This is a genomic window from Streptomyces sp. NPDC048270 (assembly GCF_040652335.1).
GTDB lineage: Bacteria > Actinomycetota > Actinomycetes > Streptomycetales > Streptomycetaceae > Streptomyces.
The window spans coordinates 1-16,934 of record NZ_JBEZLV010000049.1; the positions used below are offsets into that span (position 1 = coordinate 1).

At 73.1% G+C, this 16,934-nt stretch carries 15 protein-coding genes; 6 read left to right on the plus strand and 9 right to left on the minus strand.

From position 1 onward, the window contains the following. Window positions 1-247 precede the first annotated feature (247 nt). The 5 genes from AB0D66_RS29840 to AB0D66_RS29860 all read right to left on the minus strand — a co-directional run bounded on the left by AB0D66_RS29840 (window position 248) and on the right by AB0D66_RS29860 (window position 6,552). On the minus strand, window positions 248-1,426 hold the full coding sequence (locus tag AB0D66_RS29840; protein WP_362310250.1) for a sensor histidine kinase: 1,179 nt from the start codon (window positions 1,424-1,426) through the stop codon (window positions 248-250). 94 nt (window positions 1,427-1,520) lie between these two features. Further along, window positions 1,521-2,240 (minus strand): hypothetical protein, encoded by a 720-nt coding sequence (locus AB0D66_RS29845; RefSeq protein ID WP_362310169.1) that lies wholly within the window; start codon window positions 2,238-2,240, stop codon window positions 1,521-1,523. Further along, the gene (locus tag AB0D66_RS29850; RefSeq protein ID WP_362310172.1) at window positions 2,194-4,128 is read right to left on the minus strand and encodes a phosphatidylglycerol lysyltransferase domain-containing protein; all 1,935 of its coding nucleotides are present in this window, start codon (window positions 4,126-4,128) and stop codon (window positions 2,194-2,196) included. Before AB0D66_RS29850 ends, AB0D66_RS29845 begins: the two co-directional genes overlap by 47 nt. An 83-nt stretch (window positions 4,129-4,211) precedes the next feature. Then, a complete protein-coding gene (gene cobT, locus AB0D66_RS29855; protein ID WP_362310175.1) occupies window positions 4,212-5,276 on the minus strand; it encodes a nicotinate-nucleotide--dimethylbenzimidazole phosphoribosyltransferase in 1,065 nt (354 codons plus the stop codon). A 70-nt stretch (window positions 5,277-5,346) separates the two neighbouring features. After that, entirely contained in the window at window positions 5,347-6,552 is a 1,206-nt protein-coding gene (locus tag AB0D66_RS29860) for a bifunctional adenosylcobinamide kinase/adenosylcobinamide-phosphate guanylyltransferase (RefSeq protein WP_362310178.1), read from the minus strand. Between the two features lie 93 nt (window positions 6,553-6,645). Here AB0D66_RS29860 and AB0D66_RS29865 point away from each other — a divergent pair, with 93 nt between their 5' ends. After that, window positions 6,646-6,858, plus strand: a complete 213-nt coding sequence (locus tag AB0D66_RS29865) for a hypothetical protein (RefSeq protein ID WP_362310181.1) — start codon at window positions 6,646-6,648, stop codon at window positions 6,856-6,858. Window positions 6,859-6,948: 90 nt separating this feature from the next. On the opposite strand, the gene AB0D66_RS29870 is transcribed toward AB0D66_RS29865, so the two are convergent. Continuing rightward, window positions 6,949-7,656, minus strand: coding sequence for a class I SAM-dependent methyltransferase (locus AB0D66_RS29870; protein ID WP_362310253.1), 708 nt, complete (start codon window positions 7,654-7,656; stop codon window positions 6,949-6,951). Between the two features lie 110 nt (window positions 7,657-7,766). Next, window positions 7,767-8,375 carry a DUF3043 domain-containing protein gene (locus AB0D66_RS29875; protein ID WP_362310184.1) on the minus strand — a complete coding sequence of 203 codons (609 nt, stop codon included), beginning with the start codon at window positions 8,373-8,375 and terminating at the stop codon, window positions 7,767-7,769. Between the two features lie 280 nt (window positions 8,376-8,655). On the opposite strand from AB0D66_RS29875, the gene AB0D66_RS29880 reads away from it, so the two are divergent. Both AB0D66_RS29880 and AB0D66_RS29885 read left to right on the plus strand, forming a co-directional pair. Next, on the plus strand, window positions 8,656-9,450 hold the full coding sequence (locus tag AB0D66_RS29880) for a PspA/IM30 family protein (RefSeq protein ID WP_362310187.1): 795 nt from the start codon (window positions 8,656-8,658) through the stop codon (window positions 9,448-9,450). Between the two features lie 13 nt (window positions 9,451-9,463). Then, window positions 9,464-9,742 carry a hypothetical protein gene (locus AB0D66_RS29885; RefSeq protein ID WP_362310190.1) on the plus strand — a complete coding sequence of 93 codons (279 nt, stop codon included), beginning with the start codon at window positions 9,464-9,466 and terminating at the stop codon, window positions 9,740-9,742. A gap of 107 nt (window positions 9,743-9,849) precedes the next feature. Here AB0D66_RS29885 and AB0D66_RS29890 read toward each other — a convergent pair whose 3' ends face one another. Beyond that, window positions 9,850-10,620 (minus strand): hypothetical protein, encoded by a 771-nt coding sequence (locus tag AB0D66_RS29890; RefSeq protein ID WP_362310193.1) that lies wholly within the window; start codon window positions 10,618-10,620, stop codon window positions 9,850-9,852. Between the two features lie 70 nt (window positions 10,621-10,690). On the opposite strand from AB0D66_RS29890, the gene AB0D66_RS29895 reads away from it, so the two are divergent. The 3 genes from AB0D66_RS29895 to AB0D66_RS29905 all read left to right on the plus strand — a co-directional run bounded on the left by AB0D66_RS29895 (window position 10,691) and on the right by AB0D66_RS29905 (window position 15,550). Continuing rightward, window positions 10,691-11,512, plus strand: coding sequence for an adenosylcobinamide-GDP ribazoletransferase (locus AB0D66_RS29895; RefSeq protein WP_362310196.1), 822 nt, complete (start codon window positions 10,691-10,693; stop codon window positions 11,510-11,512). Between the two features lie 38 nt (window positions 11,513-11,550). Then, the gene (locus AB0D66_RS29900) at window positions 11,551-12,273 is read left to right on the plus strand and encodes a response regulator transcription factor (protein ID WP_362310199.1); all 723 of its coding nucleotides are present in this window, start codon (window positions 11,551-11,553) and stop codon (window positions 12,271-12,273) included. A gap of 145 nt (window positions 12,274-12,418) precedes the next feature. Then, complete coding sequence (locus tag AB0D66_RS29905) at window positions 12,419-15,550, plus strand: efflux RND transporter permease subunit (protein ID WP_362310202.1); 3,132 nt, start codon at window positions 12,419-12,421, stop codon at window positions 15,548-15,550. 114 nt (window positions 15,551-15,664) lie between these two features. On the opposite strand, the gene nadA is transcribed toward AB0D66_RS29905, so the two are convergent. Further along, the gene (gene nadA / locus AB0D66_RS29910) at window positions 15,665-16,852 is read right to left on the minus strand and encodes a quinolinate synthase NadA (protein ID WP_362310205.1); all 1,188 of its coding nucleotides are present in this window, start codon (window positions 16,850-16,852) and stop codon (window positions 15,665-15,667) included. Between the last annotated feature and the right edge of the window lie 82 nt (window positions 16,853-16,934).

Here is a 16,934-nt window from a genome sequence, read left to right on the forward strand (position 1 = left end):
GCCGCGCGCGCCCCCCCCCCCCCCCCTGCCCGGCGGAGCCGGGTTTCCTGGGGCTCCGCCCCAGACCCCGCTCCTCAAACGCCGGAGGGGCTGGTGTTCGCCCGGCCAAGGCTGGATGAGTCCGGTCACGGCTGGTGTTCGCCCGGCCAAGGCTGGATGGGCCCCGGTCGCGGCTGGTGTTCGCCCGGCCAAGGCCGGATGCGCTCGCCAAGGGCGGACGGGCTTGGCCAAGGCCGGAGAGGGTCGGCTAGGCCAAGGGGAGGGTGGCGTGGACGCGGTAGCCGCCGCCGAAGCGGGGGCCCGTGAAGCAGGAGCCGCCCAGGGCCGTGGCCCGCTCGCGCATGCCGAGCAGGCCGTGGCCGCCGCCCGGATCCACCGCGGCCGGCGCGCCGTCCGCGGAGTCGCCGCCGTCGTCCAGCACGGTCACCTCCACCGACGGGCCCACCCGCACCACGCTGACCTCGGCCTTGGCCCCCGGCCCCGCGTGCTTGCGCACGTTGGTCAGCGCCTCCTGGACCACCCGGTACGCCGCCAGGTCCACCGCGGCCGCCAGCGGGCCCGGCTCGGGGCCCAGCTGGACGATGACCTCCACCGGCAGTCCGGCGTGCCGGAAGGTGTCCACCAGCTCGTCCAGGACGGCCAGCCCGGGCGCCGGCTCGGTCGGCGCCTCCGGGTCGCCGGACTGGCGCAGCAGCCCGACCGTGGCCCGCAGCTCGTTCAGCGCCGACCGGCTGGCGTCGCGTACGTGCGCCAGTGCCTCCTTGGCCTGGTCCGGCCGCTTGTCCATGACGTGCGCGGCCACCCCGGCCTGGACGTTGACCAGGGCGATGTGGTGCGCCACCACGTCGTGCAGGTCCCGGGCGATCCGCAGCCGCTCCTCGGCGACCCGCCGCCGCGCCTCCTCGTCCCGGGTCCGCTCGGCGCGCTCGGCCCGCTCCCGTATGGCGTCGATGAAGGCCCGCCGGCTGCGCACGGCGTCCCCGGCGGCAGCGGCCATCCCGGTCCAGGCGAAGATGCCGAGGTTCTCCTGCGCGTACCAGGGCAGCGGTCCGGCGAGCATGGCCACGCCCGTCAGCCCGGCCATGGTGAGCAGTCCGATCCGCCAGGTCGTGGGCCGGTCGGTGCACGAGGCCACCGTGTACAGGGCGATCACCGTGCACATGGCGACGGGCGCCCGCGGCTCGCCGGTGGTCAGCTCCAGCAGCGAGAGCCCGCAGGTCACGGCCAGCACGGCGCGGGGCTGCCGGCGCCGGAACACCAGGACGGCCGCGCCCAACAGCATCAGCAGCAGCGAGAACGGGCCGGGGTCGCGCGTCCCGAAGGTCGGCCCGTGCGGCCCGTGCGGATCGGCGAAGGAGCCGAGGACCATGCAGACGAGCGCCCCGAACGCGAGCAAGGCATCGGTGGCGAGCGGATGGGCCCGCATCCACTGCCGGGTGGGCGCGAAACGCCCGAGGTCTGTCGTCACCCCGATACGGTACGGCCTGCCCCGCGCGGCCCGTCCCGCCCGTCCGGCCGTCTCACTGCGGCCGGGTGTCCAGCTGCGGCGGCTGCCCGCCCAGCGGCCCGCGGGAGCGCCGCGGCCCCCACTTCGCCCGCACCGCGCACAGGGCCATCACGGCGGCGATGGCCGCGAGGTGCTCCTTGCCCGCCAGGTTGTTCTTGACCAGCACCTCGCCGACTATCACCAGCACCACCGCGGCGCCGGTGGCGTAGGCCCGGTAGCGCCAGCAGAGGTAGAGGGCCAGGCCGACCACCGCCGCCGAGGGGCCGGTGTCGTTGACGATCCGGTCGGACAGCGGCAGGCCCAGCGGGTGGTCCGGGCCCAGCGCGAGCCCGATCCGCGCGTACGTGGTCCCGGCGAGCGTGGCCACGTACCCGATCACCAGCGTGCGCCACCAGCCGATGCAGATCTCCGAGATCCCGAAGACGAGCAGGATCTGCGCGAGCGCGCCCCAGACCGGCAGGTCGAGGGCGGGCACGAACAGCGACAGGGGGGTGCGCAGCAGGGCCAGCCAGAGCGGGTCGACGGCCTTGACCGAGCCGAGGTTCTGGACCGGCTGGAAACCCCAGGAGGTGTTCTGCACGATCTGGAAGACCGAGGTCAGGCAGACCGCGCCGAGGGTCATCGGGATCGCCCGCCACGTGTCGCGGGCGAGCGCGTCCCGTACGGTCCAGAACAGGGGACCCCACTCACGGCGGGCGAACCGCCCGAGTGCGGAGGTGTTCCACGCTGTCACGGCGGGTCTCCAGGTGTCTGCGGTGCAGCCACTTCGGCAGGCCGGGGGCCTCCAGGAAGCCTTCGGCCCGGCCCGCCGCGATACCGATCCGCAGCAGGTCCGAACTCTTCTCGAAGAGCATGAACCGCGGTTCCCAGATCGGCCGGTATTTGGCGTTGGCCCGGTAGAGGGACTCGATCTGCCACCAGCGGGAGAAGAAGCTCAGCAGCGAGCGCCACATCCGCAGCACCGGACCCGCGCCGAGCCGGGACCCGCGCTCGAAGACGGACCGGAACATGGCGAAGTTCAGCGAGACCTGGCTGACCCCGATCTCCTTGGAGCGTTCCAGGAGTTCGATGACCATGAACTCCATCAGGCCGTTCTCGGAGTCCCGGTCACGGCGCATCAGGTCCAGCGACAGGCCCGCCGGCCCCCACGGCACGAAGGACAGCACGGCCCGCAGGTCGCCGTTGCCGTCGGTGCACTCCAGCATCACGCACTGGCCGTCGCCGGGGTCGCCCAGTCGGCCCAGCGCCATCGAGAAGCCGCGCTCGGTCGCGCCGTCGCGCCAGTCGTCGGCCCGTTCGAGGAGCACGTCCATCTCGTCGGCCGGGATGTCGGCGTGGCGGCGGATCCGTACGGTGTACCCGGCCCGCTTGACGCGGTTGTAGGCCTGCCGGACGGTCCGCATGGCGCGGCCCTCCAGGGTGAACTCGGCGGTCTCCACGATCGCCTCGTCGCCGAGCTCCAGCGCGTCCAGGCCGTGCCGGGCGTAGATCTGCCCGGCCTCCTCGCTCGCCCCCATCACGGCCGGCACCCAGCCGTGCTCGCGGGCCTCGGCCAGCCACGGCTCGATGGCGCCGGGCCAGGCCTCGGGGTCTCCGATCGGGTCGCCGGAGGCCAGCGAGACCCCGCCGACGACGCGGTAGGTGACGGCGGCCTTGCCGGTGGGGGACCAGATGACGGACTTCTCGCGGCGCAGCGCGAAGTAGCCGAGGGAATCGCGGTCCCCCTGCCGGGCGAGCAGCGCCCGCAGCCGCTCCTCGTCCTCCTCGGAGAGGGGGTCGACGACGCGGCGCGAGCGGAAGGCCGCGAACAGCACGGCGAGCAGCAGCAGCATCGACATCACGTTGACGAACACGTCCACCCAGCCGGGGGTGTCGATGGTGCTGTAGGCCCGGGCGTCCGGGTCCAGGGTGATCAGCCGCATGGCCCCGTACCGCCAGCGGGTCAGGAAGGTGGCCCCGGCGCTGTTCTCGGCGGTGTTGGTGGCACCGACGAGCAGGGCCGCGACCAGCGAGGTGACCAGCAGGCCGACGCCGGCGACGAGGGTGGCGAGCGCGGGGTTGGAGCGGTCGCCCTTCGCGTAGAACTCCCGGCGGCCCAGCAGCAGGGCGAGGACGAAGGCCGCCGTCAGGCCCAGCGAGACCCAGTTCTGCGGGTGTTCGCGGAACTGCGGGTAGCACACGTCGGGGCCCCACGAGCAGGGCACGAAGGCCGCGCGGGCGAAGTCGAGCAGCAGCATGCCGCCGAGGACGAGGTTCAGGATCCAGGCGGCCCGCTTGCGCCGGCCCATGGTGACCGCCAGCAGCAGGCAGAAGAGCCCGGAGGCGAAGCCGGCCGTGAGCAGGTACGGGGTGTAGAAGTCCGCGGCGTTGTGGCGGCGCAGGTCCTGCCCGAGCGAAACCCACACCGCGCTCAGGAAGTTGACGAAGGTGACGGCCCGCAGGTACCAGACCGCGAACGCGGCGCCGCGCCGTGAACGGGTGCTCCCCCGGCCGGTCTCCCGGCCGCTCCCCGCCCCCTTGCCGGCGGGGTCGCCGCCGGTCTCTCTCCTGCCGGATGCCGGTCCGGGTACCCGTACGGTGCCGCGGTCGGTCTCTGCCCTGGTCAAACGGACCTCTCCCATAAAAGCGATCTTATGGGGCGTTGCCGTCCACAGCGGTCGGCTCCGGGGGCCGCGGACTGGTCAGGGCCGCGGATCCCGGCGGCTCACCGCGCCGGCTCCCGCACCGCCTGCTCCGGGAGTCCCGCCGCGAGTGCGGCGGCCGCCTGGACCAGGGGCAGGGCCAGCAATGCCCCGGTTCCTTCCCCCACGCAGACGCCGTGATCGAGTACGGGGTTGAGTGCCATCCGGTCCAGGGCCTTCGACTGGCCGGGCTCGCCGCTCGCGTGGCCGGCCAGCCACCAGTCGGGGGCGCGGAACGCGGCCCGCTGGGCCACCAGCCCGCAGGCCGCCGAGACGACGCCGTCGAGGATGACCGGCGTACGGCGCACCGCGCACTGGAGCAGGAAGCCGGTGATCGCGGCCAGGTCGGCCCCGCCCACCGCGGCCAGCAGCGCGACCTGGTCGCCGAGCACGGGCCGGGCCCGGCGCAGTGCGTCGCGGATCGCCGCGCACTTGCGCATCCAGGTCAGGTCGTCGATGGGCCGGCCGCCGCGGCCGGTGACCACCGAGGCGTCGGTTCCGCACAGGGCGCCGACGAGGGTGGCGGCCGCCGTGGTCCCGCCGACGCTGAGGTCGCCGAGGACGACCAGGTCCGTCCCGGAGTCGGCCTCCTCGTCGGCGATCCGGATGCCGAGCTCCAGGGCGGCGCGGGCCTCCTCGAGGGTGAGGGCGTCCTCCTTGTCGATCCGGCCGGAGCCGCGCCGCACGCGGTGGCGGACCACGTCCTCGGGGAGCAGGCCGGGGTCGCAGTCCAGCCCGGCGTCGACGATCCGCACGGTGGCGCCGGCCCGGTCGGCCAGGATGGCGACGGGGCTGGTCCCGTCCAGCACGCTGCGCACCAGCTCGTGGGTGGTGGAGGCGGCGCGGGCGGAGACGCCCTCGGCAGCGATCCCGTGGTCGGCGGCGAACAGCACCACGCGGGGCCGCGCGACGGGGCTGACCGGCACCCGCCCCTGCGCGGCGGCGAGCCACTCGGCGAGCTCGTCGAGCCGGCCCAGCGCGCCGGGCGGCACGGCGAGGCGTTCACGGCGTTCCTCGGCGTCACGCCGGACGCCCCCGTCGGGGCGCTCGATCAGATCGGAGAAGTCGTCGAGATTCAGCGTGCTCATCTGCCAGAGAGTACAGCCGGTAAGGCCCTCCCTCAGGCCTTGGGTTCAGGCCCTCGTGGCCGGTTTCCGGCTATTCCTTGAGGACGGTCGCCAGCCCCGCGACGACGAGGAGGACGTGCTCGCACTCGCCCGCGACCGAGGCGTTCAGCCGGCCCAGCTCGTCGCGGAACCGGCGGCCCGAGGCCGTCGCCGGAACGACCCCCGATCCCACCTCGTTGCTGACCAGCACCACCCGGCGGCGGGTCGCGCGCACGGCCGCGGCCAGCTCGGCCGCCCGGTCGCGCAGCTCGCGCTGCCCGCCCTTGGCCCACACGTCGTCGTCCCAGGCCCCCGCCCGGTCCATCGCGTCCGTCAGCCACAGCGCCAGGCAGTCGATCAGCAGCGGCGGACCGGTGTCGGCGAGCAGCGGGACCAGGTCGCAGGTCTCCGCCGTCCGCCAGCTCGCGGGCCGCCGTTCCCGGTGCAGCCCGACCCGCTGGGCCCACTCCGCGTCCCCGTCGCGGCTGCCGCCGGTGGCCACGTAGACCACCTCGGGGTAGCCCTCCAGCCGCCGTTCGGCCTCGACGGACTTGCCCGAGCGGGCGCCGCCCAGCACCAGCGTCCGGCGCGGCGGGTCCGCCTCCGCGCGGTACTCCCCGACCCGCACGGTGGTCCCGTCCGGTACCGCCCGGGCCCCGGCGGCCGCGCACCGGCGCTCCAGCTCCCGGCCGGGCGGGGTGTCGTGGTCGAGGTGGACGGCGATCACGTCCGTGGCCGGGCCCACCGCACCGCCCGCCCGCAGCCGGGCGAGGGCCTCGGGCCGCCCCAGCACGTCGGCCAGGACGATGTCGTACGGGCGCTGCCCGGCCCGGCCGTCGGTACCGGCCGGGGCCCCGCCGGGCGGCAGGTACAGCAGCCGGCCGCCGTCCGGGCCCGTCACCTCGTACCCGGTGCCCGGCGCGTCCATCGGCACCGCCCGCACCCGGTGCCCCGAGATCACCGACAGCTCCCGGCCGTCCGGGACCCGCCCGGCGGCCGGCAGCCCGGGCGGCAGCTCCACGGCGGGGCCGTCGTGCGGATGGGTCAGCAGGACCTGCCGTACGCCGGCCAGCGAGTGCCCGGCGCGGGCGCCCGCCAGCACCGCCCCGGGGGTCAGGTCGAGCAGCAGCGCGCCGTCGACGAGGACGGCCGTGGCGGCGCGCGCCCGGGTACCGACGGAGACCGCGCAGGCCGCACAGGGGCAGCCGGGGCGGGGGAGTCCCTCGGGTGTGCCGGTGCCGAGCAGAGTGAGTTCCACAGGGAGATCCTCCCGCGTCGCCGGGAGTGGTGCGCGCCCGGCTACTCTGCGGGCAGACTCAAGGCGAGCAGCGGACGAGCAACGGAGGCGGACATGGCGTGGACGTGGCGGTTCGAGACGGCCGAAGGCACGGAGGCGAGCCCGGCGGTGGAACCGGAGGAGTTCACCACGCAGGGGGACGCGGAGTCCTGGATCGGTGAGGTCTGGAAGGAGCTGCTGGAGGGCGGCGTCGAGCAGGTGAAGCTGTCCGACGAGGGCGGTACCGAGCTGTACACGATGAGCCTGCGCTCGGCCCTCGACGCGTAGCCCCTGCGGGGGCCCGGCAGCCTCCCGGGGCCCGGCCGGGCCCTTGCCCGGCGGGTCCCGCGGACCCGGCGCCGGTGGCCCCGCCGGGCGCTAGCCGCGGACTCCGCACAGGTGCAGGAGGGCGGCGACGCCCCGGTAGGGGTCGGTGCGGCCGGCGCGGTCCTCGGCGGCCAGCAGCCGCTCCAGTTCCTCCTCGGGCGGCAGGCTCTCGCCCGCCTCGGTCCCGTCGGTGAAGACGCGTACGCCGTACCAGGACTGCAGCGGCGCCCCGATCCCGTTCAGCGTGGCCGTCAGTCCGGCCAGCCGGTCGGCCCGTACGTCCAGGCCCAGTCGGTTGCGGTAGTCGGTGCTGTCGAAGGCCGCCAGAGTGCCCGTCCAGTCGCCGCCCAGCCCGGGTCGCATGGCGAGCGCGTCGCCGTTGCGCACCAGCAGGGACAGCAGTCCGCCGGGAGCCAGCATCCGGGCCAGTCCGGCGAGCATGGCGTCCGGCTCGGGCACATACATCAGCACCCCGTGGCACAGCACCACGTCGAAGCTGCCCGGCAGGAAGTGGGCGCCGGTCTCGCGGCCGTCGCCCTCCATGAGGCGGACGCGGTCGCGGATCCCGGCGGGTTCGCCCTCCAGCGCCTCACGGGCGACGGCCAGCATGCCCGGGTCCTTCTCCAGTCCGGTCACCTTGTGCCCGGCGCGGGCGAGGCGCAGCGCCTGGGTGCCCTGGCCCATGCCGACGTCGAGGACGCGCAGCCGCTGCCCGACCGGGAAGCGCTGCGCGATCTGCTCGTCGACCTGCCGGCCCACGAGTTCCTGCCGGACCGCGTTGCGCAGTCCGCCCAGGCCCTCGAGCCACAGCCGGGCTCCCCCCGGACCCCATGCCAAACCGTCCCCCGACGCTCCGGGCGTCCCTCGGCTCAGGGCCGTTCCCCGCGCTTGACCTGCGGCTTCGGCAGGCGCAGCCGGCGCATCTGGAGCGTGCGCATGAGTCCGTACGCGACGGCGCCGCGGCGGGGCTCGTTCGCGAAGCGCTCGTTCAGGGCCTTGCGGAGGCGGAACACCAGGCCGATGGAGTCGAGCACGATCAGTGCGATCACGCCCATCCACAGGATCAGGGCGATGTTCTGGATCGACGGGACCCGCACCATGCTCAGCACCAGGATGATCACTGCCAGCGGCAGGAACATCTCGGCGACCGAGAAGCGGGAGTCCACGTAGTCGCGGACGAACTTGCGGACGGGGCCCTTGTCGCGCACGGGCAGGTAACGCTCGTCGCCACTGGCCAGCGCCTCGCGCTGCTTGGCCATCTCTACACGGCGGCGCTCACGGGCTCGCTTGGCGTCCTCCTTGCGGTTGCCGGTCGAGGCCACGACGGCCTTGCGCTGCGACTGGGCCACAGCACGCTTCGGCGTCGGGCGGCCCTTCGGGGCCTGCGGGTCACGGGGCTGCGAGAGGTCGGCGCTCACCTTGTCGGTGGCGGCGGCCTTCTCTTCCTTGGAGGAGCGGCTACCAAACACAAAACCCAAGCCTACGCGGTTGCGGGCACGGGCCCCACCCCGGTGGGGAACGATCCGGCAACGGCGCGCGTCCTTCCCCATGCAGGGAGCGTGCGGTGGCCGGCTCCGTGCCGGTCCGTACCGGTCGGGGGCCCACCTACTCCTCACGCCTGACACGGCGGGGACGTACTCGTCCTGGAGGAGGAGCGCATCCGTACTCGAACAGTGCGGTAATGGAGACAGGGCCCGTACTGTGGGTTCTGTTGGTGACCTGGAGCACAGTCCGTCTAGAAGGGGGCGCGCGAAGCCCATGAGCGGTGTCATGAAGCGTATGGGGATGATCTTCCGCGCGAAGGCGAACAAGGCCCTGGACCGGGCCGAGGACCCGCGCGAGACCCTCGACTACTCCTACCAGAAGCAGCTCGAGCTGCTCCAGAAGGTGCGCCGCGGGGTCGCGGACGTGGCGACCTCCCGCAAGCGCCTGGAACTGCAGCTGAACCAGCTCCAGAGCCAGTCCGGCAAGCTGGAGGAGCAGGGCCGCAAGGCCCTCGCCCTGGGCCGCGAGGACCTGGCCCGCGAGGCCCTGTCCCGCCGCGCCTCGCTGCAGCAGCAGGTCAGCGACCTGGAGGTGCAGCACCAGACCCTGCAGGGCGAGGAGGAGAAGCTGACCCTCGCCGCGCAGCGCCTCCAGGCCAAGGTGGACGCCTTCCGCACGAAGAAGGAGACCATCAAGGCCACCTACACGGCCGCGCAGGCCCAGACCCGGATCGCGGAGTCCTTCTCCGGCATCTCCGAGGAGATGAGCGACGTGGGCCTGGCCATCCAGCGGGCCGAGGACAAGACCGCCCAGCTCCAGGCGCGTGCCGGAGCCATCGACGAGCTGCTGGCCTCCGGCGCGCTCGACGACCGCAGCGGGCTCGGCTCCAAGGACGACATCCAGGCCGAGCTGGACCGCCTGTCGGGCGGTACGGACGTGGAGCTGGAGCTCCAGCGGATGAAGGCCGAGCTGGCGGGCGGCCCGTCCGCGCAGCAGCAGGCCCTCGAGGGCGGCGCCCCGGGCACCGCCCAGCAGCCCCAGACCCAGCACCGGTTCGACAAGCAGTAGGACGGGGTCCGTCATGATTGTCCGCATCATGGGGGAAGGCCAGGTGAAGGTGGCCGACAGCCACTTTCCCGAGCTCAACAAGCTGGACGACGAACTGCTCGCGGAGATGGAGAGCGGCGACGAGACGGGCTTCAGGCGCACGCTGGGCGCCCTGCTCGATGCCGTGCGCCGGCTCGGCGAGCCGCTTCCGGACGAGGCGCTGGAGCCGTCCGAGCTGATCCTGCCGGGGGTCGACGCGACGCTGGACGAGGTCCGGGAGATGCTCAGCGACGACGGGCTGATCCCCGGCTGAGCGGGGCCGGCGCGCCCCGCGGTCGTACACCGCGCCTACGGACCCCGCACCAACGGACTCCGCGCCGACGGGCCCTCCCCCTTCCCGGGGAGGGCCCGTCGGCGTGTTCACGGGGCGGGCGGCTTCTCCAGGGGCGCCCGCTCCGGGTCGGGGGTCCCGCCGATGAAGTTCTCGAACTTGCGGCGCGGCATCGCCCAGCGCCGGTCGTGGTGGAAGGCGCGCAGGCCGGCCTTGGCCCGGGCGCGCGGGCGATTGGCGTAGAACTTCTTGGCGTAGGGCGAGCCGGGCCGGGCCAGCCGGATCGCGCCGATCAGCGCCACGAAGGGGATCACCACGCCGAACAGGGCGGTGCGGGCCTTGCCCTTCCACAGGGCGATCAGGGCCAGGAAGAAGTTGCCGGCGGTGTTCATGGCGACCAGCCCGCGGCTCTGCCGCTCCTCGGCGGTCAGGTCGTTCACCCCGAAGGGCACGAATCCGCCCAGGACCAGGGCGACCAGGGCGGCCGTCAGGACCACGATCTCCACGCTCTTGCGGCCCTGCTCGCTCCAGTAGACGTCGTCGAGGTGCAGGATCAGCGCGAACTCGTCCAGTACGAGGCCCGCCCCGAGCCCGAAGAGCACGGCCGAGAGCGCCGCGCCGAAGCCGTGCCGGGCGCTGCCGACCGCCCCGAATCCGCCGATGATCACGAGGATCACCCCGGGCACCACGTGGTGGATGTGCATCCCGCCGGGGGTGATGTTCTTGAAGGGGCCCCGGCCGGCCCGGATCATCCGGGTGATCACGCGGGTGACCAGGAAAGACGTCACGAAGGAGAGCAGGGCGAGCAGGAGCGGGAGCTTCCCCGGTTCGACGATGTTCCGAAACCACCAGTGACCCATCCCACTGACTCCCTATTTGGTGCGTAATGGGTAATTTACCGTCCGTGGTGAGCAGGTAGCGTTCGGGCCGATGACAGATTCGTACGACGACTCCTCCCCGACGCCGCCCGCGGAGCGCGCCCCGCTCCTCGACGGCGTCCGCTTCGCGTTCGGCACGCTCACCGTGCTGCCCGCCCGCATCACCCGCTGGGACCGCCCGGCGGCCCGCACCGGCATGGTCTGCGCCCCGCTCGCCGGGCTGGTCGTCGGCGTGCTCGCCGCCGTGCCCGGGGTGCTCCTGCTGGTGCTGGGAGGGGGCCCGCTGCTCGCCGCGGCCGTCACCGTCGCCGTCCCGGCCGCCCTCACCCGGGGCCTGCACCTGGACGGCCTCGCCGACACCGCGGACGGCCTGGGCAGCGCCAAGCCGGCCGACGAGGCCCTGCGCATCATGAAGCGGTCCGACATCGGCCCCTTCGGCGTCGTGGCCCTGGTGCTCGCCCTGCTGGTGCAGGCCGCCGCCCTGTCCGACGCCTACGCCGACAGCTGGATCCGCGGCGCCCTGGCCGCGGTCGTCGCCGCGGTCACCGCCCGCCTGGCCATGACCCTCGCGTCCCGCGCGGGAGTCCCGGCCGCCCGCCCCGGGGGACTGGGCGCCGCCGTCGCCGGGGTGGTCCCGCGCGCCGCGGCCGCCACCGCCACCACCGCGGTCGTGCTGCTCGCCGCGGCCGCCGCCCTCCCGCTGGGCCTCCCGGCCGCCTGCCGGTACGCGGCCGCGGTCCTGGCCGCGCTCCTCGTCGCGGAACTCCTGCTGCGCCGCTGCGTCCGGCGCTTCGACGGGGTCACCGGCGACGTCTTCGGAGCCCTGGCCGAGGTCTCCGCGACCACCGCCCTGGTCGTCCTGGCCCTGGGCTGACCGGGCCCCGGCCGCGCGGGCCCACGTACGCTCACCCCGTGGACCACACTCCGACGGACCCGACCCCGCCCATCAAGGTGCTCCTCGCCGACGACCAGGCACTGCTGCGCAGCGCCTTCAAGGTGCTCGTCGACTCCGAGCCGGACATGGAGGTCGTCGGGGAGGCCTCCGACGGGGCGCAGGCCTACGCGCTGGCCCGGCAGACCCGTGCCGACGTCGTGCTCATGGACATCCGGATGCCCGGCACCGACGGGCTCGCCGCCACCCGCATGATCAGCGGCGACCCGGAACTCGCCGCCGTGCGCGTGGTGATGCTGACGACCTTCGAGGTCGACGAGTACGTCGCCGCCGCCCTGCGGGCCGGCGCCTCCGGCTTCCTCGGCAAGGGAGCCGAGCCCGAGGACCTGCTGAACGCCATCCGTGTCGCGCACGCCGGGGAGGCGCTGCTCTCCCCGGCCGCCACCAAGGGGCTCATCGCCACCTTCCTCGCCCAGGGCGGCGGCGCCGATCCGGCAGCCGCCGCGGCCGCGGCCGGCTCGCACGCGCAGCGGCTGGCCGCGCTGACCGTCCGGGAGCGCGAGGTCCTCGTACACGTCGCCGCGGGACTGTCCAACGACGGGATCGCCGGACGGCTGGAGGTCAGCCCGCTCACCGTCAAGACCCACGTGAACCGGGCCATGGCCAAGCTCGGCGCCCGCGACCGGGCCCAATTGGTGGTCATTGCCTACGAATCGGGACTGGTCCGGCCCCGCGCCGAGTAGCGCGGGACGGCCCGGAGTAGTGCGGTGTACTACGGACGCGGTATGCCGCACATAAGGACGGGACCTGCGAGCGACGCCACGGCGCCGCGGCGTGCGAAAGGCTGGGGCGCCCTTCGTCGACGTCACAGCAGAGAGATCCTCATCCATGTCCTGGCTGTCCCGCTTCAGCCTTGCCCAAAGGGCGTTGATCGGCCTCGTGTCGATCGTCGCGCTCCTCTTCGGCGCCATAGCCGTCCCGCAGCTCAAGCAGCAGCTGCTGCCCTCCATCGAACTGCCCATGGTGTCCGTGCTCGCGCCGTACCAGGGCGCCTCGCCCGACGTGGTGGAGAAGCAGGTCGTCGAGCCGATCGAAGCCATGCTCAAGGGCGTCGACGGGATCACCGGCATCACCTCCACCGCCAGTGAGGGCAACGCCCTCGTCATGGCCACCTTCGACTACGGCGACAGCGGCACCAAGCAGCTCGTCGCCGACGTTCAGCAGGCCGTCAACCGGGCCCGCGTCCGGCTGCCCGCCGAGGTGGACCCGCAGGTGGTGGCCGGTTCCACCGACGACATCCCGACCGTGATCCTCGCCGTCACCAGCGACAAGGACCAGCAGGCCCTCGCCGACCAGCTGGAACGTTCCGTCGTCCCGGTCCTCTCGGACATCGAGGGCGTCGGCCAGGTCACCGTCGACGGGGTCCAGGACCTGCAGGTCACCATCACCCCCGACAACGCGAAGCTCGCCGCCGCCGGCCTCGACGGCGCCGCCCTCGCCCAGGGCCTCCAGGCGGGCGGCGCGACCGTCCCCGCCGGCTCCTTCGACGAGGAGGGCAAGAACCGGACCGTCCGCGTCGGCGCCGGCTACACCTCGCTGGCCCAGGTCGAGGACCTGCGCCTGAGCCCCGGCCCCGGCAAGCCGGCCGTCCGCCTCGGCGACGTCGCCACCGTGAAGCAGGAGGCCGCCAAGGCCGTCTCGATCACCCGCACCAACGGCAAGCCCAGCCTCGCGCTCGTCCTGACGATGGACAAGGACGGCAGCGCCGTCGCCATCTCGGACGCCGTCAAGGACAAGCTGCCCGAACTGCGCTCCACGCTCGGCTCCGGCGCCGACCTGACCGTCGTCAGCGACCAGGGACCGGCCGTCGCCAAGTCCATCTCCAGCCTCACCACCGAGGGCCTGCTCGGCCTGCTCTTCGCGGTGATCGTGATCCTGGTCTTCCTGGCCTCGCTGCGCTCCACCCTGGTCACCGCGGTCTCCATCCCGCTCTCCGTGGTCCTCGCGCTCATCGTGCTGTGGACCCGCGACCTGTCCCTCAACATGCTGACGCTGGGCGCGCTCACCATCGCCATCGGCCGCGTCGTCGACGACTCGATCGTGGTCCTGGAGAACATCAAGCGCCACCTCGGCTACGGCGAGGAGCGCGAGGCCGCCATCATCACCGCGGTCAAGGAGGTCGCCGGCGCGGTGACCTCCTCCACCCTCACCACCGTCGCCGTGTTCCTGCCGATCGGCCTCACCGGCGGCATGATCGGCGAGCTCTTCGGCTCCTTCTCGCTCACCGTCACCGCCGCCCTGCTGGCCTCGCTGCTCGTGTCGCTGACGGTCGTGCCGGTGCTCTCGTACTGGTTCCTGCGCGCGCCGAAGGGAGCTGCCGAGGACCCCGCGAAGGCCCGCCGCGAGGCGGAGGAGAAGGAGGCCCGCAGCAAGCTCCAGCGCCTGTACGTACGGGTCCTGGGCTTCGCCACCCGGCGCCGCCTGACCAGTGTGGCGATCGCGGTCGTCGTCCTGGTCGGCACCTTCGGGATGACCCCGCTGCTGAAGACCAACTTCTTCGACCAGGGGGAGCAGGACGTCCTGACGGTCAAGCAGGAGCTGGCCCCCGGCACCTCGCTGGCCGCCTCCGACGAGGCGAGCCGCAAGATCGAGCAGGCGCTGGCCTCGGTCGAGGGCGTCAAGAGCTACCAGGTCACCGTGGGCTCCTCCGGCTTCCTCGCCGCGTTCGGCGGCGGTACGGGCTCCAACCAGGCCTCGTACCAGGTCACCCTGAAGGACTCCGGCAAGGCGGAGGCCGTCAGGAAGCAGATCGAGGGCAAGCTGGCCGCCCTGGACGGCATCGGCGAGACCCGCATCGCGGCGGGCGACGGCTTCGGCAGCCAGAACCTCAGCGTCGTCGTCAAGGCCGGCGACGGCGAGGTGCTCGCCAAGGCCGCCGAGCAGGTCCGCGCGGAGGTGGCCAAGCTCAAGGACGTCACCGACGTGCAGAGCGACCTGTCCCAGTCCGTGCCCCGGATCTCCGTCACGGCGACCTCCAAGGCCGCGGACGCGGGCCTGAACCAGGCCGCGCTCGGCGCCGTCGTCGCGCAGGCCGTACGGGGCACCCCGGCGGGCAAGGCCGTCCTGGACAACACCGAGCGCGACATCGTCATCAGGTCCGCGCAGCCGGCCTCCACCCTGGCCGAACTCCAGGCCCTGCCGGTCGGCCCGGTCACGCTCGGCGACATCGCCGAGGTCAAGGTGGTCCCCGGTCCCGTCGCGATGACCCGGATCGACGGCGCCCGCGCCGCCACCGTCACCGCCAAGCCGCTGGGCGACAACACGGGCGCGGTCAGCGCCGAGCTCCAGACGAAGCTCAAGGCCCTGGACCTGCCGGAGGGCGCCACGGCCTCCATCGGCGGCGTCTCGGAGGACCAGGACGAGGCCTTCGGCTCGCTCGGCCTGGCCATGCTGGCGGCCATCGCCATCGTGTTCATGCTGCTGGTCGCGACCTTCCGCTCGCTGGTCCAGCCGCTGATCCTGCTGGTCTCCATCCCCTTCGCGGCGACCGGCGCGCTCGGCCTGCTGATCGTCACCGGCACCCCGATGGGCGTCCCGGCGATGATCGGCATGCTGATGCTCATCGGCATCGTGGTGACCAACGCGATCGTCCTGATCGACCTGGTCAACCAGTACCGCGCCCAGGGCCTGGGCGTCGTCGAAGCCGTCGTCGAGGGCGGCCGGCACCGCCTGCGCCCCATCCTGATGACGGCCCTGGCGACCATCTTCGCCCTGCTGCCGATGGCGCTCGGCGTCACCGGCGAGGGCGGCTTCATCTCGCAGCCGCTCGCGGTCGTGGTGATCGGCGGCCTGGTCAGCTCCACCCTGCTGACCCTGCTCCTGGTGCCGACCCTCTACACGATGGTGGAGCTCCGCAAGGAGCGCCGCCGCGCCAAGCGCACCGCCAAGCGGGAGTCCCGCCTGACGGTGGTCCCGGCCCCGTCGTCCGCCCGGGACGACGAGACCCCGGCGAAGGTCTGACCGCCCGGAGGGGCGTCCCCCGCCGGGGGCGCCCCTCCGGCCTGTCCGCGTACGGGCGCAGACGAAAGGGGCACCCCGAGGGGTGCCCCTTTCGCCGTTGGTCCGGTGCCGCGGCTACGGAAGAGCCAGCATCCGCTCCAGGGCCAGCTTCGCGAAGCTCTCGGTCTCCTTGTCGACCTGGATCTGGTTGACGAGGTTGCCCTCGGCCAGGGACTCCAGGGTCCACACCAGGTGGGGGAGGTCGATGCGGTTCATCGTCGAGCAGAAGCAGACCGTCTTGTCGAGGAAGACGACTTCCTTGTCCTCGGCGGCGAATCGGTTCGCCAGGCGGCGGACCAGGTTCAGCTCGGTGCCGATGGCCCACTTGGAGCCGGCCGGGGCCGCCTCCAGCGCCTTGATGATGTACTCCGTCGAACCGACGTAGTCCGCGGCCGCCACGACCTCGTGCTTGCACTCGGGGTGGACCAGGACGTTCACGCCGGGGATGCGGGCGCGCACGTCGTTGACGGAGTCGACCGAGAAGCGGCCGTGCACCGAGCAGTGCCCGCGCCACAGGATCATCTTGGCGTTCCGAAGCTGCTCGGCGGTCAGGCCGCCGTTCGGCTTGTGCGGGTTGTACAGGACGCAGTCGTCCAGGGACATGCCCATGTCGCGGACGGCCGTGTTGCGGCCCAGGTGCTGGTCCGGGAGGAAGAGGATCTTCTCGCCCTGCTCGAACGCCCACTCCAGGGCCTTCTTCGCGTTGGACGAGGTGCAGATCGTGCCGCCGTGCTTGCCGGTGAAGGCCTTGATGTCGGCGGAGGAGTTCATGTAGGAGACGGGGACCGTCACCTCGGCTATGCCGGCCTCGGTCAGCACGTCCCAGCACTCCGCGACCTGCTCGGCGGTGGCCATGTCGGCCATCGAGCAGCCCGCGGCCAGGTCCGGCAGGACCACCTTCTGGTCGTCGGAGGTCAGGATGTCGGCGGACTCGGCCATGAAGTGCACGCCGCAGAAGACGATGTACTCGGCCTCCGGCTTGGCGGCCGCGTCCTTGGCCAGCTTGAAGGAGTCGCCGGTGACGTCGGCGAACTCGATGACCTCGTCACGCTGGTAGTGGTGGCCGAGGATGAAGACCTTGTCCCCGAGCTTCTCCTTGGCCGCGCGGGCGCGCGCCACGAGGTCCGGGTCCGACGGCGAGGGCAGGTCGCCGGGGCATTCCACCCCGCGCTCGCTCTTGGGGTCGGCCTCGCGGCCGAGCAGCAGCAGGGCGAGGGGCGTCGGCTGGACGTCCAAAGGCTGGGCGGTGGTCACGACACGCACCCTTTCTGTTCTGCGACGAGGGACTGACGAGGGACTTCTTCTGGCGCCGGTTCGACTTCTCGTCTACTTGACGTTATCTATC

Coding starts and splice junctions, on each gene's coding strand:
- AB0D66_RS29865 (WP_362310181.1), top strand. CDS start 6,646: ATGGCGTGGACGTGGCGGTTCGAGACGGCCGAAGGCACGGAGGCGAGC.
- AB0D66_RS29890 (WP_362310193.1), bottom strand. CDS start 10,620: ATGGGTCACTGGTGGTTTCGGAACATCGTCGAACCGGGGAAGCTCCCG.
- AB0D66_RS29895 (WP_362310196.1), top strand. CDS start 10,691: ATGACAGATTCGTACGACGACTCCTCCCCGACGCCGCCCGCGGAGCGC.
- AB0D66_RS29880 (WP_362310187.1), top strand. CDS start 8,656: ATGAGCGGTGTCATGAAGCGTATGGGGATGATCTTCCGCGCGAAGGCG.
- AB0D66_RS29885 (WP_362310190.1), top strand. CDS start 9,464: ATGATTGTCCGCATCATGGGGGAAGGCCAGGTGAAGGTGGCCGACAGC.
- cobT (WP_362310175.1), bottom strand. CDS start 5,276: ATGAGCACGCTGAATCTCGACGACTTCTCCGATCTGATCGAGCGCCCC.
- AB0D66_RS29850 (WP_362310172.1), bottom strand. CDS start 4,128: ATGGGAGAGGTCCGTTTGACCAGGGCAGAGACCGACCGCGGCACCGTA.
- AB0D66_RS29840 (WP_362310250.1), bottom strand. CDS start 1,426: ATGCGGGCCCATCCGCTCGCCACCGATGCCTTGCTCGCGTTCGGGGCG.
- AB0D66_RS29905 (WP_362310202.1), top strand. CDS start 12,419: ATGTCCTGGCTGTCCCGCTTCAGCCTTGCCCAAAGGGCGTTGATCGGC.